This is a genomic window from Streptomyces sp. PSU-S4-23, assembly GCF_055632315.1.
In genome coordinates, this window is the sequence record NZ_JBVMUU010000002.1 from 8,495,824 (window position 1) to 8,511,727 (window position 15,904).

Here is a 15,904-nt window from a genome sequence, read left to right on the forward strand (position 1 = left end):
GAGCCGGGTGACGCGTCAGGGGGCGGCGCTCACCGCCGGGCACCGTGGCGGGCACGCCGGAACCGGCGCAGCCTCAGGAACGCCAGCAGCGCCACCACCACGGCCGCCGCCGCTCCCGCGAGCCGCTTGGCCACCGGAGCGCCCGCGGTGCGCAGCAGATCGATGGGTTCCGCCTCCGCGGGACGCTCGCGGCCGGCGACCGCCACCGCGGCCGCGGCCGGCTCCGGTGCGGTGCCCCCGACCGCGCCCGGCTCGTCCAGCCGCTGCGCCAGACAGTCCGCGAACTGCCCGACCAGCTTGTCGCCCACCTCGGCCAGCACCCCCCGCCCGAACTGCGCGGGGCGGCCCGTCACGGTCAGATCGGTGCGCACCGACACGGTCGTGCCGCCGCCGTCCCGCGGCTCCAGCGTGCCCGTCACGGTGGCCCGGGCCGTGCCCTGCCCCCGCGTCTCCCGGCCGCTGGCCGTCAGCACCATCCGGTGCGCCGCCTCGTCCTGCTCCTCGAACACGGCGGTGCCGCGGTAGGTGACCGTGATCGGGCCGACCTTCACCTTCACCGACCCGGTCACGGTCTTGCCGTCGTACTCCTCGACCGTCGCGCCCGGCATGCACGGCGCGACCCGCTCGATGTCGAGGAGGGTTCGCCAGGCGTCCTCGACCTGGACCGGGACGGTGAACTCGTGGTGCAGCTCCATCTGTTCCTCCTCACTGCGGTGCGGGACCCGCCGGATGGATCGCCCCCGCCGTCGCCGTCAGCGGTGCCCCGCTGCCGCCCCACCGCAGCGCGACGATCTCGGCGGCGACGGACACCGCCACCTCCTCGGGCGTCCGCGCCCCGAGGTCCAGGCCGATCGGGGAGCGCAGCCGGGCGAGTTCGGCGGCCGTGAGTCCTGCCTCGGCCAGCTGTTTCGCCCGGTCGTCGTGGGTGCGGCGGCTGCCCATCGCCCCGATGTAGGCGGCGGGGCGGCGCAGCGCCTCCTCCAGCAGGGGCACGTCGAACTTCGGGTCGTGGGTCAGGATGCAGATCACGGTGCGCTCGTCGGTGGCCGTGCCGCGCAGATAGCGGTGCGGCCAGTCCACGACGACCTCCACCCCCTCCGGGAAGCGCTTCGGCGTCGCGAACACCGGGCGGGCGTCGCACGCCGTGACCCGGTAGCCGAGGAAGGCGCCGATCCGCGCGACCGCCGCCGCGTAGTCGATGGCGCCGAAGACCAGCATCCGCGGCGGGGGCGCAAACGACTGCAGGAACACCGTGACCGCGTCCTCACGCCGCTCGCCGTGGGGACCGTAGTGCCGCTGCCCGGTGGCGCCCAGCGCGAGTTCGCCGCGCGCGTCGGCCGTCACCGCCGCGTCCAGGCCCGTCGAGCCCAGCGAGCCCGACACCGCGTCCGGCCAGACGGCGATCGAGGCCCCGCGCGGCGCGGGACCCCCGACCACGCTCGCCACGGTCACGGGGCGCCCGGCGGCCACCGACTCGGCCACCTTCCCGAACGAGACGTCCTCCCGCGCCGTCACCCGGCGCACCAGCAGCGTGATCTCGCCGCCGCAGGTGAGCCCCACGGCGAACGCGTCCTCGTCGCTGTAGCCGAAGGTCGCGACCCGGGCCTCACCCGACTCCACGACCTCCTGGGCCAGTTCGAACACCGCGCCCTCGACACAGCCGCCGGAGACGCTGCCCAGCACCTCGTCGCCGGGACCCACGGCCATCGCCGCCCCCGGTCCGCGCGGCGCGCTGCGGCTCACCGCGACGACGGTCGCGAGCCCGAAGGGCGATCCCGCCGTGTACCACTGGTGCAGCGCCGGGAGGATCTCACGCATCACGCGCTCCCTCGATCACGGTTGTGCTCCTTTCACCACCGCCGCCAGCCGCTCCAGAGCCGCCAGGCTGTGCCCCTCCACGAACGCGTCCACGCTCGGCAGCGCAGCCGCCATACCCGCGGCCAGGGGAGCGTAACCCGGCCGGGCCTTGAGGGGGTTGGCCCACACCACCCGGTGCGCCAGCCGGTGCAGACGGCGCATCTGGGCCGCGAGCAGCGCCGGGTCCCCGCGCTCCCAGCCGTCCGACAGCAGCACCACCACCGCGCCCCGCGCCATCCCGCGCTGCCCCCACCGGTCGAGGAAGGCGCGCAGCAGCTCACCGAGCCGGGTGCCCCCGCGCCAGTCCGGCACGGCCGCGGCGGCCGCCGCGAGCGCCGCCTCCGGGTCGCGGCGCGACAGTTCGCGGGTCACCCGGGTCAGCCGGGTGCCGACGGTGAACACCTCGGTGCGGCCGCCGCGGGCGGCCGCGTGCGCGAAGCGCAGCAGCGCGTCCGCGTACGGCGCCATGGAACCGCTCACGTCGACGAGCAGCACCACCCGCCGGGGCCGGTCGGCGCGGGCGTGCAGCAGCGGGCGCACCGGCTCGCCGCCATGGCGCAGCATCTCCCGTACGGTGCGCCGCGGATCGACACCGCCGCGGCGGGCCGGCTGCCGGCGGGCGGTGCGCCGCACCTCGCCACGCAGGGTGAACGCCGCCAGCAGCCGTCGCAGATGCTCCCGATCGGCGGTCGTCAGACCCGCGATGTCACGGTGCCGCAGTACCTCGGTGCGGCTGGCGAGCGCGGACGCGGGCGCGGTGTCCCCGGTGCGCGTGGCCGTGCGGGGAGCGGCCCCCGCGACCCGGAGCACCGTCCGCGGCCGGGGCGCCGCCGCCGTCGCCCGGCCGTCGCCGTGGGTCCCGGCGGTTCCGAAATAGGCGGCGAAGAGCCGTTCGTAGCGCTCCAGGTCATCGCGTCCCGCGCAGAGCGTGAGCCGCCCGGCCCAGTACACGTCGGAGCGGGTCCCCGGCCGCAGTGCGCCCAGCGCACGCAGGAAGGCGTGGACGCGGTCCGGACCCGCGTCGACGCCCGCCGCGCGCAGGGCGCGGGCGAAGCCGACGAGGACGGCGGGGGCATCGAGGTCCATGTCAGGTCCCGCGCGCCGCGAGGATCGCCGACAGGTCGAGGCCGCGTGCGCGCTCCATGTCCTCCCGGTACTTCAGGACCGACCCGAGCGTCGCAACCGCCAGCTCCGCGTCCGCCTCCGTCGCGCCCAGCGCGTCCAGCGCCCGCGCCCAGTCGATCGTCTCCGCGACGCCCGGCGGCTTCACCAGGTCCTCGGCGCGCAGGGCCTGCACCAGCGCGGTCACCTGCTCCGCCAGCCGGGCGGTCACCTGAGGCAGCCGGCGCCGGACGATGGCGAGTTCGCGCGCGAAGCCGGGATGGTCGAACCAGTGGTAGAGGCAGCGGCGCTTGAGCGCGTCGTGCACCTCGCGCGTACGGTTCGACGTCAGCACCACCACCGGCGGCACCTCGGCCCGCAGCGTGCCCAGTTCGGGGAGGGTGACCGAGAAGTCCGACAGCAGCTCCAGCAGGAACGCCTCGAACTCGTCGTCGGCGCGGTCGATCTCGTCCACCAGCAGCACGCAGGGGTGGGTCTCCAGGGCTTTCAGCAGCGGCCGGGCGATGAGGAACCGCCGGTCGTACAGCTCGGCCTCCAGCCGGTCCGGGTCCCGTACCCCGGCCGCCTCGGCCGCGCGCAGATGCAGCAGCTGGCGCGGGAAGTCCCAGTCGTACAGGGCCTGGGAGGCGTCGATGCCCTCGTGGCACTGCAGCCTGATCAGCGGGGCGCCGAGCGCCTCGGCGAGGGCGGACGCGAGGGCGGTCTTGCCCACGCCCGCGTCGCCCTCGCAGAAGACCGGCCGGTGCAGTTCGAGCGCCAGGAAGCAGGCGACGGCCAGCCCTTCGTCGACGAGGTAGCCCGTCTTCTCCAGCCGCTCGCGCACCTCTTCCGGACCGGTCAATCCGTCACTCCGTCCCCGCCGCAGCCAGGACCGCCCGCCGGGTGAGCACCCGGGCGAGGTGCGCGCGGTACTCGGGTGTGGCCGACGGGTCGGACGAGGGGCGCGTGCCCTCCGCCGCCGCGCCGGCGGCCCGGGCCACGGCGTCCGCCGCCACCGGGGACCCGGCGAGCGCACTCTCCGCCGCCGTGGCCCGCAGGGGCGTCGGGCCCATGTTCGTCAGCCCGATCCGCGCCTCGGCGATACGGCCGTCGTCGCGCCGCACGAGGGCGGCCACGCCGACCACCGCCCAGGCCTGCGCGACCCGGTTGAACTTCTCGTAGTGGAAGCCCCAGCCGTCCGTCTTGGGCACCCGCACCTCCACGAGCAGTTCGTCGGCGCGCAGCGCGGTCTGCAGGTAGTCGACGAAGAACTCCCGGGCCGGAACGGTCCGCCGTCCCTGTGGTCCCACCGCCACCAGCTCGGCGTCGAGGGCGAGCGCCACCGCGGGCAGATCACCGGCCGGATCGGCGTGCGCGAGCGAGCCGCCGAGGGTGCCGCGATGCCGGACGGCCGGATCGGCGACCGTCGCCGTGGCCGCCGCGAGCAGTCCCGCGTGGCGGCGCACCAGCGGGTCGCGGACGACCTCGTGGTGCGTGGTCAGCGCCCCGATCACCAGCGCGTCGCCGTCCTCGCGCACTCCGCGCAGTCCGGGGATCCGGCCCACGTCCACGACGAGTTCGGGGAAGGCGAGCCTGAGCCGCAGCAGCGGCAGCAGGCTCTGCCCGCCGGCCAGCACCTTCGCCTCGTCGCCCGCGTCGGCGAGCGTGCGCACCGCCTCCTCGACGCTCGCCGGCCGGGTGTAGTCGAATGCCGGGGGAATCATGCCGACGCCTCCTGAAGGGACTGCCAGACCCGTGCGGGTGTACAGGGCATGGGGACGTCGGTGACGCCCAGGGGCCGCAGCGCGTCGACGACGGCGTTGACGACCGCCGGCGTGGCCGCGATCGCCCCGGCCTCGCCGACGCCCTTGGCGCCCAGGGGGTTGGAGGTGGCGGGCGTCTCGGTCCGGTCGGTCACGAAGTGGGGGAGGTCGGCGGCCGACGGCACGAGGTAGTCGGCCATCGTGCCCGAGACCAGGTTGCCCTCGTCGTCGTACACCGCCTCCTCGTACAGGGCCTGTCCGATGCCCTGGGCGACCCCGCCGTGCACCTGCCCCTCCACGATCAGCGGGTTGACGACCCGGCCGACGTCGTCGACGCACACATACGACCGGATCGAGGTCCGCCCGGTCTCCGTGTCCACCTCGACCGCGCACAGATGGGTGCCGTGCGGGTAGGAGAAGTTCTCCGGGTCCACGACGATCTCGGCGTTGATGGTGGGTTCCATGCCGTCGGGCAGGTCGTGCGAGGAGAAGGTCTCGAAGGCGATCTCCTGGATGGTCCTGCGGGCCTCGGGCGAGCCCTTCACCGAGAACACCCCGCCGGTGAACTCCAGGTCCTGCTCGCTGGCCTCCAGCAGGTGCGCGGCGACCTTCCGGGCCTTGTCGACGACCTTCACGGCGGCGTGGTGCACGGCCGCGCCGCCCACGACCAGCGACCGCGACCCGTAGGTGTCCATGCCCTGCGGGGCGGCCCTGGTGTCGCTGTGCACGACCTCGACGTCCTCGAAGGGCACCCCCAGCACGTCGGCGGCGATCTGGCTCCACGCCGTCACATGCCCCTGCCCGTGCGGGCTGGTGCCGGTGACGACCTCGACCTTGCCGGTGGGCAGCATGCGGATGCTCGCCGCCTCCCAGCCGCCCGCGGCGTACCTCAGGTCACGCAGCACCCGGCTCGGCGCCAGCCCGCACATCTCGGTGTACGTCGACACGCCGATGCCGAGCCGTACCGTGTCGCCGCGCTCGTTGCGCTTGCGCTGCTCCGCGCGCAGGTCGTCGTAGCCGAACAGGGCGAGCGCCTTGTCCGTCGCCGCCTCATAGTTGCCGCTGTCGTAGGTCAGGCCCGCGATCGACGTGTACGGGAACTCCTCGTGGCCGATCCAGTTGCGGCGCCGCAACTCGATCGGGTCCAGGCCGAGTTCGGCGGCGAGCTCGTCCATGACACGCTCGATCGCGAACGTGGCCTCCGGCCGTCCGGCGCCCCGGTAGGCGTCGGTGGGCGTCCGGGTGGTGAACACGCCCGTGCAGGTGAAATCGTAGGCGTCCATCTTGTAGATCGCCGGGTACATGAACGCGCCCAGGATCGGGATGCCGGGCGTGACGAGCATCAGATACGCGCCCATGTCGGCCAGGAGGTCCACCTTCAGACCGAGCAGCCTGCCCTCGCGGGTGGCCGCGATCTCTATGTCCTGGATCATGCCCCGGCCGTGATGGGTTGCCAGATAGCCCTCGGAGCGGGACTCGGTCCACTTCACCGGGCGGCCCAGGCGGCGCGCCACGTCCAGCGCGATGGCCTCCTCGCCGTAGACCTGGAGCTTGGAGCCGAAGCCGCCGCCCACGTCGGGGGCGATCACGCGCAGCTTGTGTTCGGGCACGCCGGTGACCGTGGCGAGCATGATCCGCAGGATGTGCGGGATCTGGGTGGCGGAGTGGACGGTGTACTCGCCGGAGGCGGCGAGCGGGGTGACCACGACGGCGCGCGGTTCCATGGCGTTGGGGATGAGCCGCTGCTGGTGGTAGCGGCGCCGGACGACGACCTCGGCGCGCTGCCTGACGGTCTCGTAGTCCTCGCCGGTCTTCAGGGGCCAGACGTAACAGCGGTTGGTGCCCTTGTCGGAGTGGACGAGCGGTGCGTCGTCGGCGAGCGCCGCCTCCAGGTCGAGCACCGGCGGCAGGGGCGTGTAGTCGACCTCCACGGCCTCCAGCGCGTCGGCGGCCGCGTACCGGTCGCGGGCCACGACGACCGCCACGGGATCGCCCGCGTGGCGTACCTCCTCGACCGCGATCGGGGGGTGCTCGGGCAGCACGATGTCCTCGGTCACCGGCCAGGCGCAGGGCAGCGAACCCAGCCCCTGGGCGAGGTCGCGGCCGCTGAACGCCGCGACGACACCGGGGCGTTCGAGTGCGGGGGAGACGTCGACCCGGTCGATGCGGGCGTGCGCCATGGGGCTGCGCAGGATCGCCAGGTGCAGCAGACCGGTGACCTGGATGTTGTCGGTCCAGTTGGTCTGGCCGGTGACGAGCCGGGCGTCCTCCTTGCGCAGCCGGGCCCGGCCCACCTCCCGTTCGGTCGCCTCGGTCATGACGCGGCCTCCTGCCCGGAGGCGGCGACGACCGCGCGCACGATGTTCTGGTAGCCGGTGCACCGGCAGAGGTTGCCCTCCAGGGCGTGCCGTACCTCGTCCGAGGTCGGGGAGGGGTTCTCCCTGAGCAGGTCCCGGGCAGCCATGATCATTCCGGGCGTGCAGTAACCGCACTGCAGCGCGTGCCGCTCGTGGAACGCCTTCTGCAGCGGATGCCACTCGCCGTCCTCGGCGAGTCCCTGAACGGTGGTCACTTCGCCCCCGTCGGCCTGGACGGCGAGCACCGAGCAGCTCTTGACGGTCTGCCCGTCGAGCTCGACCGTGCAGGCGCCGCAGTTCGAGGTGTCACAGCCGATGGGGGTCCCGGTGAGACCCAGCCGGTCCCGCAAGTAGTGGACCAGGAGGAGACGGGGTTCGACCTCGTCCTCGTATGTGGTGCCGTCCACCTTCACCGCGATACGGGTCATGTGCCCTCCCAGAGCAAGGTGAGGCGTGTCAGCCAGTGTGCGTGACGTGCGTCACTCTAAGGCCGGGGAGCGGGAGGGGCGAGTACCGCGACGCAAAATGGTTGAGCGTTAATCCGTTGCCGTCGCGAAGGGGGGTTTGCGGGATGCCGGGGCGCAGGGTGGGGGTGTCCTTGCAGGGGGTGTCCTTGCAGGGGTGAGAGGGCGCATGGGTGTTGACGTCTTTCGCGCCCCCGCTGATTGTTATGGACATGCCTAAGTTACCCGTGCGTCTGCTCGGCGTTCTCGCGGCACTCACCGGCCTCCTCACGGCCCCCGGCCCCCGTCCCGCGGCCGCCGCCTCCCTCCCCGACTCCCTCTGGTTCGACGCCCAGGCGTCCGCCGCCCTCACCGTCGGCGGCGGCCGCTTCGCCGACGGTCTCGGCCGCGAGGTCGTGCTGCGCGGCTACAACGTCTCCGGCGAGACCAAGCTGGAGGAGAACGGCGGACTGCCGTTCGCCTCCGTCGCCGACGCCAGGAAGTCGGCGGCCGCCCTGCGCACCCTGGGCGGCGGCAACACGGTCCGCTTCCTGCTCTCCTGGGCCCATGCCGAGCCCACGCGCGGTCAGGCCGACACGGCGTACCTCGCCGCGGTCACCGACCAGATGCGCGCGTTCCTCGACGCCGGCATCCGCGTCGTGCCCGACTTCCACCAGGACCTCTACTCCCGCCACCTCTTCAACAAGGGCAGCTGGTACACGGGCGACGGCGCCCCCAAGTGGGCGGTGGACGCCGGGAACTATCCCGCCGAGTCCTGCGGCATCTGCCTCTTCTGGGGCCAGAACATCACCCAGAACCAGGCGGTGACGAAGGCGTCGTACGACTTCTGGCACAACGCGTACGGCGTGCAGGACGCCTTTCTCGACACGGCCGGGAAGACCATGGCGTACCTCGAACAGCACCTGAACGGTGACGAGTTCGCGGGCGTCGTCGGATTCGACCCGTTCAACGAGCCCTACGCGGGCACCTACGACTCCGGGCAGAGCAGCCGCGGCTGGGAGCAGGACGTGCTCTGGCCCTTCTACGAGAAGTTCCGCGCGCGCATGGACACGGCGGGCTGGCAGGGCAAGCCGGCCTTCGTCGAGCCCAACCTGTTCTGGAACGCCAACCTCGACTTCCAGAAGCAGGAGGGAGGACTGCTGGACGCGGGCACCATCGGCCCGCGCTATGTCTTCAACACCCACTTCTACGACCAGAAGGCCATCTCCGGCGTCTTCATGTGGGGCAAGGCGGCCGACGGGCAGTACTCGGCGGACTTCCGGACCGTGCGCGACCGGGCCCTGGGGCTCGGCACGGCCGCGATCGTCAGCGAGTTCGGGCATCCGCTCACCGGGTCGGTCTCCGACAAGGCGCCCACGGTGGTCAAGGCGATGTACCAGGCACTCGACTCCCGCCTGCCGGGGGCGAGCTGGTGGTCCGACCCGGCCGCCTCCGGCCCGGTGCTGTCCGGTACGCAGTGGCAGTGGGACCTCTACAACGGCCGCCACCACGAGCTGATGAACGGCAACCCCGGCAAGGTGCTCACCTCCGGGGACGCCTGGAACGACGAGGACCTCTCGGCGGTGGCCCTCGACGACTCGGGCGCCGCCGTGCTGCGCCAGGACGCCCGCCTGCTCGACCGGCTCTACCCGAGCGCCACGGCGGGGACGACGGTCGCGTTCACCTACGAGGACCGCTCCCGGGACGGCTCGACGGCGCTGACCTGGAACCCGGTCCCCGGATCGCTGCCGAACGTCGCGCAACTCGTCGGCTCGGGGCAGTACGGCCTGCTGGTCTGGCGGTCGGACGGCACCGCGGCGCCGACGGAACTGCATCTGCCCGCCTCGTTCCCGGCCGCGTCCACGACGGTGGTCTCCGATCTCGGCTCCGCGGCGGGCCTGCCCGCCTATACCAGGACGACCCCGATCGCGGTGGCGAACGAGCCGGGCGGCACCGGCAGCAAGCGGCTGCTGCTGACCGCGCCCGGTGTCGGCACCGTGCACTACGCGCTGGTCACGAACGGGGCGACGGCCCCGTCCGAGTCGCGACTGGACGCGGCGCGGACGGAGTTGTCGGCGTGGGCGGCGCAGGAGATCGGCTGAGCGGGTCCGGGGAAGTCCGGTGCGGTTCGGCCGCGCCCCACAGGGGCGCGGCCGGCCAGGACGGACCCGCGGGTGCCGCACCGGACTTCCCGGAGCGCTCAGCGGCGGACGGGCCGGCCGCCGGACCGGATATCAGCCGGCGGAAGGACCCGTCCAGTCCGCGGGGACGTGCGCCAGGCGCACCCGCTGCGGGTGGTCGCCGACGTTCACGCTGGTGACCTTCTCGCCGGTGGCGAAGTCGATCGCGGTGATCTTGTCGGCCCCGGCCTCGGAGATGACGCAGTCCTTGCCGTCACCGCTCACGGTCGCCCAGTACGGCGTGGACGCGGTGATCAGCGGGCCCTCCTGGAGGGAGGCCCGGTCGACGACGGTCGCGTAGTTGTCCATCGTCCCGGCCGCACACAGCTTGGTGCCCTCGGGGTTCATCGAGATGCCGTGGTGGCGCGAGTCGAGGAGCCAGGTGGTGCGGTCCTTGTTCGTCGCCGGGTTCTCCGGCAGCGTCTTCACCCGGGTGATCTTGTCGGCGGCGATGTCGTACTCCAGGAAGCCGTTGAAGAACGACACCTGGAAGTACAGCTTGGACCAGTCGGGGGTGAACGCGGCGGGCCGGACGGCGTCGGAGAAGTCCTTCAGGCCGATCGCGTCGAGCCGGTCGCGCATGTCGATGGTCTTGACCTGCTTGAACGTGGTCGCGTCCACGATCGTGATGTGGCGGTCGCCCTTCGTCCAGTCCATCAACGGGTCGTCGAGCGCGGTGGTGACCTCGCCGATGGACATGTTCCAGATGTACTTGCCGCCGTTGGTGAAGACGTTCTCGTGCGGCTTGTCGCCCGTGCTGAACTCCCCGACCTCCTTGCCGGTGTCGATGTCCAGCACCTGCACCTTGTTGGCGGTCGAGGCCGAGACCGCGACCCGGGTGCCGTCCGGGGAGACCGCCATGTGGTCGGCGCGGTAACCGGCGACCGGGAAGCGCCAGTTGATCCTGCCCGTGGCCAGGTCGATGGAGACGACGTCGGCGAAGCTCGGCCGGGAGACGACCATCGACCTGCCGTCCGGGGTGGAGTACATGTCGTCGACGTACTGGTCATGGCCCTCGCCGACCTGGTTGCGGATCGACATGAAGTAGATCCACTTGATGGGGTCGGCGTTGATCTCCGCCAGCCGCTCCGCCTTGTCCGGGATGACGTTGACCTGGCCGATCTTCGCGAAGTCACCCGTCGACTTGACGACGTCGGCGGTGCCGTCCCAGTTGTTGCCCACGAACAGCACCTCGCGCAGCGCGGCGGAGGAGTCCTGGGCGGTGGCGGCGGTCGCCGTGCCGCCTGCGGTCAGGGCGAGAACGGCGGTGAGGGAGAGGAGGTGCCGGGGTCTGAGGACGGACATGCGGGTCCCAATCTTCGTCGATGGTGGGGGCATGACAACAGGCGAACCGGGCGTCCCGGCCCGGACGGGCCGGGACGGCCGCGCCGGCTCCGCGGGGCCGGGGCGGGGGTGGTACTCCGGCTCCGGGGAGCCGGGCATGGTGCGGCTCGGGATCTGAATACGCCTGCGTTCAGAGTGACCTTACTGGAAAGTAAGGAAGGGGTGGGCCTCTTCACAAGACCCCGGGCGGGACAAAATTGTCCGGCAGGCGAAGGGATCACCGAGCGGCGAGGGAGGGCGCGTGACGGGCAGGCTCAGGCAGCCGACGGGCCGGTACGGCGGCAAGTCGGCCGAGGAGCGGCAGGCCGAGCGGCGCCGGCGCTTCCTGGACGCCGCGCTCCAGCTGTTCGGCGACAGCCCCGGCTTCAGGGCCACCACGGTCGCCGCGCTGAGCGAGGCCGCGGGCCTGTCGACGCGCCAGTTCTACGAGGAGTTCCGCACCCTCGAGGACGTCCTGGCCGTCCTCCACCTCCAGGTCAACGACTGGGCGGAGGAGGCCGCCGCCGTGGCCCTCGCCGAAGCCGGTGACCTGCCGCTCGCGCAGCGCGCCACCGCGGTCTTCCGGGCGTACGCGGCCGACATCACCTCCGATCCGCGCCGGATCCGCATCGCCTTTGTCGAGATCATCGGTGTCAGCCCCCGGCTGGAGGAGCAGCGCCTCGAACGCCGGTCCCGGTGGGTGGACTTCATCTGCGCGGAAGCCGCGCGGGCCGCCGCGCGCGGCGAAGTGGCGCCGCGCGACTACCGGATCGCGGCCGCGGCGTTCATCGGCAGCGTCAACGGTCTGCTGCACGACTGGCGGGCCGGCTGGGTGGACGCGACCCTCGACGAGATCGTGGACGAACTGGTGGGGCAGCTGCTCGCCATGGCGCGCCCGGCCGGATGGCTTCCGGGCACCTGAGACACCGGGCGGCCCGCGTCCCGCGCGCCCGTGCGGCTCGCCACGACCCCGAGCACCACCGGGCGGTGGGCCGTTGTGCGGCGCGGCGGCTGGACCGCGGCGGCGGCGAGGGCGGCCTGGCGGTGCCGGCGCGATCCGCCGGCGGCACCCCTGCCCTGGCCGTACGGCCTGGCGCGCGACTGTCCGGCCGACGCCGTGCGCGGCCAAGGGTGCCGGCGGCGGCTCCTCGACCGGCTCCCCGACCGGCTCGGCGACGACGAGGCCGCGCGCGGCCGGCAGTTCGTGGCGAGCCCGGACGGAGACGCGCCGGGGCCTGGGTGTACGGCGCGCCGGACCGGCTGTCCGCCTCCGACACCTGCGGACGACCCCGGTCTCACCGCTGCGGCGGCGTCGTCGGATCCACACCCGCCAGGAACGCCTCGGCCTGCGCCCCGATGCGGAGCGCGCCGATCGCTCCCGCCCAGCGGGCGATCTCCCGGGCCAGGGCCGTGGCCCCGCCCTCGTCCCCGGTGTCGCGGGCCAGGGCCGCGAGCAGCATCTGCTGCGAGAGCGTGCCGGGCAGGGTGCCGGCCCGGGCGCCGAGCGCGGTCGCCCGCTGCCACCGTTCCCGGGCCCGTGCGTGGTCGCCGGCGTCGTGGTCGTGGTCGCCGAGGTGGCGCAGCGCCTCCCGGGCGAGCAGGTCGTCGCCGTCCTCACCGGCCCGCAGGGCGCGCTCGTAGTGGGCGGGCGCCGTGGTGCGCTCGGCGAGGAGGTTGTCGCTGATCAGACCGAGGTACATCTCCGCCCAGCCGCCGCGCCCGGCGTCCGGGGCCCGGTCGCGCAGGTCCTCGGCGCGGCGGCGCAGCCCGGCCGGTGTCTGCGGGTCCTCGCCCTCCGGGCCGGGGCTCGGCCCGTCGCCACCGGAGCGGAGCCGGGCGAGGTAGTCGTGTCGCAGCCACAGGAAGTCCAGGTCCCAGGGCTCCTCACCGGCAGCCTCCGCCCATGCCGTCCCGGCGGTGCGCAGCCGCTCACCCGCCGTGCTCGTCCCCGCGAACAGGTCCCGCTCCAGCGCCACTTCGGCGGCCGCCAGGGCGAGCCGGGTGCGGGCCGCGGGATCGGACGTGCGCGCCGCGTCCAGCAGGGCGGCCGCGCCGTCCCAGCGGCCGCCCAGCGCCAACTCCAGGGCGGCGGAGACGAGTTCGGTGACATCGACCGTCGTAGCCGTTGCGTTCGTCATGCCGGCGACAGTAGTAATCGGAAAAACCATCCACAAGAAAACCATTGTCGAGGGGACCGGACATGGACGACTCGGCCGACCGGCACGTCGCGCTCTGGGAGCGGGAACTGGCGTGGATGGACCCGGTGAAGGAGGCGATCTTCGCGCGCCTGGCGATCCTGGCGCGGTACACGGCGCAGGCCCGGCGCGAGACCCTGGACGCGAACGGACTTGCGCACTGGGAGTTCAAGGTGCTGCTGATGCTGCGCCGCCAGGGCCCGCCGTACACCGCAAGCCCGTCACGGCTCGCCGACCTGCTGGGGCTGACCCGCGGCGCGCTGTCGGCCCGGCTCGCGCCCCTGGAGGAGGCCGGGCTGATCAGCCGTACGCATGAGACGGGTGACCGGCGGCGGGTGCGGGTGCGGCTCACCGATGCCGGATACGAAGCCTTCGAGCGGCATGCGGTGTCCGAGGACAGGGGCGAGCACACGCTGCTCGCAGCACTGACCGCAGAAGAGAAGCGGACGCTCGCAGACCTGCTGCGGAAACTCGTCGCGGCCGCCGAGTCCGGCCCCGGCGGCCCGCCTCCGCCCGCCCCGCGAGGCCCGGGGAGAGCCGCGAGCTGATCCGGATCCTGACGGCCACCGCCCCGCTGTCCGTCCCACGCCCGGACGAGGAGCCGCTCGGCGATCCTGCCGTCGCGCGGCGATGCCAACGATCTGCCCGTCATCCGCGCGCCGTCGGCGTCCGCCCGGATCCGGCCCGGCCGCCGGCGGGCCGCGGGACCTCTCCGCCGAGCGCCCTCCGGCGCCGGGCGCCCCGGCGAGCGCAGTGGGAGCCGTGCGCCTCCCGGGTGAGTGCGGAGCGGCGCCCGTGACCGTCCGCAGGCCCGTGCCGTTGCTGAAGGCATGATCTCCACACGACGCATCGCCGCCGCGGTCGGTCTCGCCGTCGGCGTCACTGGCCTCGCCGCGCCGCTGGCGAACGCCGCCGCCGGAACCCCGCACCCGGGCAAGCCGAACCCGGTCACCCTGCTCGACTCACTGGCCCGCAGCGGCCTTCCGGCGGAGCACAGGGGCGAGATCCCGCGGCTTTCCGGCCAGCTCGCGGGCCTGAACCGGCTGCACGAGGTCAACCAGCTCCACCAGGCCACCGATCTGGCCGCGCCGGTCACGGGGCTGGTGCCGGCCGTCCGGTAGGAGAGGGCGCATCGGCGTTCACCACGAACAAGGCTGCGCGTGGCCCGCATACGTGTCCTCGTCGCCGGTACCGAAGGAAGCCGCCATGCCCATCGCCCGTGAACTCCTCATCGGCGGCAGGGACGTACCCGCCGTATCGGGCCGCACCACCGTGGATGTGAGCCCCTACACGGGTGAGGTGTACGCGACGGTCGCGGCGGCCGGTGGGGAGGACGTCGCGCGGGCGGTGGGGGCCGCGGACGCGGCCTTCGCGCAGTGGGCGGCGCTCGCGCCGTTCGCCCGCCGTGCGATCTTCCTCAGGGCGGCCGATCTGCTGGACGCGCGGGGCGAGCAGGTGGCCGAGGTCATGGCGCACGAGGCGGGCGGCACCCGGCCGTGGGCCTTCTTCAACGTGGCGCTGGCCGCGAACATCCTGCGCGAGGCGGCGGCCGCGGTCACCGCGCCGCGTGGTGAGGTGCTCGGCGCCCAGGAGGAGGGTGTGCTGGGGCTGGCGGTGCGTGAACCGCTGGGCGTGGTGGCCGCGTTCGCGCCCTGGAACGCGCCGGTCATCCTCGGGGTGCGGGCGGTGGCCGCGCCGCTGGCGGCCGGCAACACGGTGGTGGTGAAGCCGAGCGAGGACGCGCCGATCGCGTGCGGGCTGCTGGTCGCCGATGTGCTGCGGGAGGCGGGGCTGCCGGACGGGGTGCTGAACGTGGTGACCAACGCGCGGGAGGACGCGCCCGCGGTGGCCGAGGCGCTGATCGCCGATGCGCGCGTGCGGGCGGTCAACTTCACCGGCTCGACGGCCGTCGGGCGCGTCGTCGGTGAACTGGCGGCGCGTCACCTCAAGCCCGCGCTGCTGGAGCTGGGCGGCAAGAACGCGGTGATCGTGCTGGCCGACGCCGATGTGGACTACGCGGTCGACGCGGTCACCTTCAGTGTGTTCATGAACTCCGGGCAGATCTGCATGTCCGGCGACCGTGTCCTCGTCCACGAGTCGCTCGCCGAGGAGTTCACCCAGAAGTTCGTCGAGAAGGTCGCCGCGCTGCGGGCGGGCGACCCCACGCACCCGAGGACCGTGGTCGGGCCCCTGGTCGACGCCGCGGCGGCGCAGCGGGTGGCGGGGCTGGTGCAGGAGGCCGTGGCCAAGGGGGCCAGGGTCCTCATCGGCGGCGAGCCCGAGGGCGCCGTGCACCCGGCGACGGTCCTGGCCGGTGTGCCGAAGGACGCGGAGCTCTACCACGCCGAGGTGTTCGGCCCGGTCTGCGTGCTGGAGAAGTTCGCCGACGACCATACGGCGATCACGCTCGCCAATGACACGGACGACGGCCTGACCTGCGGCATCATCACCGAGAACGCCACCCATGGCCTGGCCGTCGCCCGCCGGGTGCACACCGGCATCGTGCACATCAACGACCAGTCCGTGGCCGACGAGCCGCACGCGCCCTTCGGCGGCGTGAAGGCATCCGGCTACGGCCGCTTCGGCGGACGCTGGGGCATCGAGGCGTTCTCCAACACCCGCTGGGTCACCATCGCCACCCAGCACGCGCACTACCCCTTCTGACGGGCGGCTGGCCGACGCCGC

The 15,904-nt window shown here is 73.4% G+C and carries 14 protein-coding genes; 5 read left to right on the forward strand and 9 right to left on the reverse strand.

Features of this window, described 5'->3' with window-relative positions:
* Positions 1–29: 29 nt before the first annotated feature.
* Genes ACZ79I_RS38360 through ACZ79I_RS38390 form a run of 7 tightly spaced genes read right to left on the reverse strand, consistent with a single transcriptional unit; the run spans position 30 to position 7,506 of the window.
* The gene (locus ACZ79I_RS38360) at positions 30–695 is read right to left on the reverse strand and encodes an SRPBCC family protein (protein ID WP_471504233.1); all 666 of its coding nucleotides are present in this window, start codon (positions 693–695) and stop codon (positions 30–32) included.
* A 10-nt stretch (positions 696–705) separates the two neighbouring features.
* Positions 706–1,818, reverse strand: a complete 1,113-nt coding sequence (locus ACZ79I_RS38365) for an XdhC family protein (RefSeq protein WP_471504235.1) — start codon at positions 1,816–1,818, stop codon at positions 706–708.
* A 15-nt stretch (positions 1,819–1,833) separates the two neighbouring features.
* Positions 1,834–2,943, reverse strand: a complete 1,110-nt coding sequence (locus ACZ79I_RS38370) for a vWA domain-containing protein (protein ID WP_471504237.1) — start codon at positions 2,941–2,943, stop codon at positions 1,834–1,836.
* Position 2,944: 1 nt separating this feature from the next.
* On the reverse strand, positions 2,945–3,802 hold the full coding sequence (locus tag ACZ79I_RS38375) for an AAA family ATPase (RefSeq protein ID WP_471505498.1): 858 nt from the start codon (positions 3,800–3,802) through the stop codon (positions 2,945–2,947).
* A gap of 22 nt (positions 3,803–3,824) precedes the next feature.
* A complete protein-coding gene (locus ACZ79I_RS38380; protein ID WP_471504239.1) occupies positions 3,825–4,682 on the reverse strand; it encodes an FAD binding domain-containing protein in 858 nt (285 codons plus the stop codon).
* Positions 4,679–7,039, reverse strand: a complete 2,361-nt coding sequence (locus ACZ79I_RS38385; protein WP_471504241.1) for a xanthine dehydrogenase family protein molybdopterin-binding subunit — start codon at positions 7,037–7,039, stop codon at positions 4,679–4,681. Before ACZ79I_RS38385 ends, ACZ79I_RS38380 begins: the two co-directional genes overlap by 4 nt.
* Positions 7,036–7,506, reverse strand: coding sequence for a (2Fe-2S)-binding protein (locus ACZ79I_RS38390; protein WP_471504243.1), 471 nt, complete (start codon positions 7,504–7,506; stop codon positions 7,036–7,038). The genes ACZ79I_RS38385 and ACZ79I_RS38390 overlap by 4 nt, the downstream gene beginning before the upstream one ends.
* Positions 7,507–7,754: 248 nt before the next feature.
* Between ACZ79I_RS38390 and ACZ79I_RS38395 the strand changes: the two genes are divergently transcribed.
* Positions 7,755–9,623: a cellulase family glycosylhydrolase gene (locus ACZ79I_RS38395; protein ID WP_471504245.1), complete on the forward strand. Its 1,869-nt coding sequence runs from the start codon at positions 7,755–7,757 to the stop codon at positions 9,621–9,623.
* A gap of 132 nt (positions 9,624–9,755) precedes the next feature.
* Here ACZ79I_RS38395 and ACZ79I_RS38400 read toward each other — a convergent pair whose 3' ends face one another.
* A complete protein-coding gene (locus tag ACZ79I_RS38400) occupies positions 9,756–11,006 on the reverse strand; it encodes a YncE family protein (protein ID WP_471504247.1) in 1,251 nt (416 codons plus the stop codon).
* Between the two features lie 280 nt (positions 11,007–11,286).
* On the opposite strand from ACZ79I_RS38400, the gene ACZ79I_RS38405 reads away from it, so the two are divergent.
* The gene (locus tag ACZ79I_RS38405) at positions 11,287–11,946 is read left to right on the forward strand and encodes a TetR/AcrR family transcriptional regulator (RefSeq protein WP_471504249.1); all 660 of its coding nucleotides are present in this window, start codon (positions 11,287–11,289) and stop codon (positions 11,944–11,946) included.
* A 373-nt stretch (positions 11,947–12,319) separates the two neighbouring features.
* Here ACZ79I_RS38405 and ACZ79I_RS38410 read toward each other — a convergent pair whose 3' ends face one another.
* Entirely contained in the window at positions 12,320–13,162 is an 843-nt protein-coding gene (locus tag ACZ79I_RS38410; protein WP_471504251.1) for a hypothetical protein, read from the reverse strand.
* Positions 13,163–13,224: 62 nt separating this feature from the next.
* Between ACZ79I_RS38410 and ACZ79I_RS38415 the strand changes: the two genes are divergently transcribed.
* The 3 genes from ACZ79I_RS38415 (at position 13,225) to ACZ79I_RS38425 (ending at position 15,883) form a co-directional block, all read left to right on the forward strand.
* Complete coding sequence (locus tag ACZ79I_RS38415) at positions 13,225–13,767, forward strand: MarR family winged helix-turn-helix transcriptional regulator (protein ID WP_471504253.1); 543 nt, start codon at positions 13,225–13,227, stop codon at positions 13,765–13,767.
* Between the two features lie 282 nt (positions 13,768–14,049).
* Positions 14,050–14,340, forward strand: a complete 291-nt coding sequence (locus ACZ79I_RS38420) for a hypothetical protein (RefSeq protein ID WP_471504255.1) — start codon at positions 14,050–14,052, stop codon at positions 14,338–14,340.
* An 85-nt stretch (positions 14,341–14,425) separates the two neighbouring features.
* On the forward strand, positions 14,426–15,883 hold the full coding sequence (locus ACZ79I_RS38425) for an aldehyde dehydrogenase family protein (protein ID WP_471504257.1): 1,458 nt from the start codon (positions 14,426–14,428) through the stop codon (positions 15,881–15,883).
* Positions 15,884–15,904 lie beyond the last annotated feature (21 nt).

Bases quoted from the DNA above. Each gene is read 5' to 3' on its own strand.
- ACZ79I_RS38360 (WP_471504233.1), bottom strand. From the start codon at position 695: ATGGAGCTGCACCACGAGTTCACCGTCCCGGTCCAGGTCGAGGACGCC.
- ACZ79I_RS38365 (WP_471504235.1), bottom strand. From the start codon at position 1,818: ATGCGTGAGATCCTCCCGGCGCTGCACCAGTGGTACACGGCGGGATCG.
- ACZ79I_RS38370 (WP_471504237.1), bottom strand. From the start codon at position 2,943: ATGGACCTCGATGCCCCCGCCGTCCTCGTCGGCTTCGCCCGCGCCCTG.
- ACZ79I_RS38380 (WP_471504239.1), bottom strand. From the start codon at position 4,682: ATGATTCCCCCGGCATTCGACTACACCCGGCCGGCGAGCGTCGAGGAG.
- ACZ79I_RS38385 (WP_471504241.1), bottom strand. From the start codon at position 7,039: ATGACCGAGGCGACCGAACGGGAGGTGGGCCGGGCCCGGCTGCGCAAG.
- ACZ79I_RS38390 (WP_471504243.1), bottom strand. From the start codon at position 7,506: ATGACCCGTATCGCGGTGAAGGTGGACGGCACCACATACGAGGACGAG.
- ACZ79I_RS38395 (WP_471504245.1), top strand. From the start codon at position 7,755: ATGCCTAAGTTACCCGTGCGTCTGCTCGGCGTTCTCGCGGCACTCACC.
- ACZ79I_RS38400 (WP_471504247.1), bottom strand. From the start codon at position 11,006: ATGTCCGTCCTCAGACCCCGGCACCTCCTCTCCCTCACCGCCGTTCTC.
- ACZ79I_RS38410 (WP_471504251.1), bottom strand. From the start codon at position 13,162: ATGACGAACGCAACGGCTACGACGGTCGATGTCACCGAACTCGTCTCC.
- ACZ79I_RS38415 (WP_471504253.1), top strand. From the start codon at position 13,225: ATGGACGACTCGGCCGACCGGCACGTCGCGCTCTGGGAGCGGGAACTG.
- ACZ79I_RS38420 (WP_471504255.1), top strand. From the start codon at position 14,050: ATGATCTCCACACGACGCATCGCCGCCGCGGTCGGTCTCGCCGTCGGC.
- ACZ79I_RS38425 (WP_471504257.1), top strand. From the start codon at position 14,426: ATGCCCATCGCCCGTGAACTCCTCATCGGCGGCAGGGACGTACCCGCC.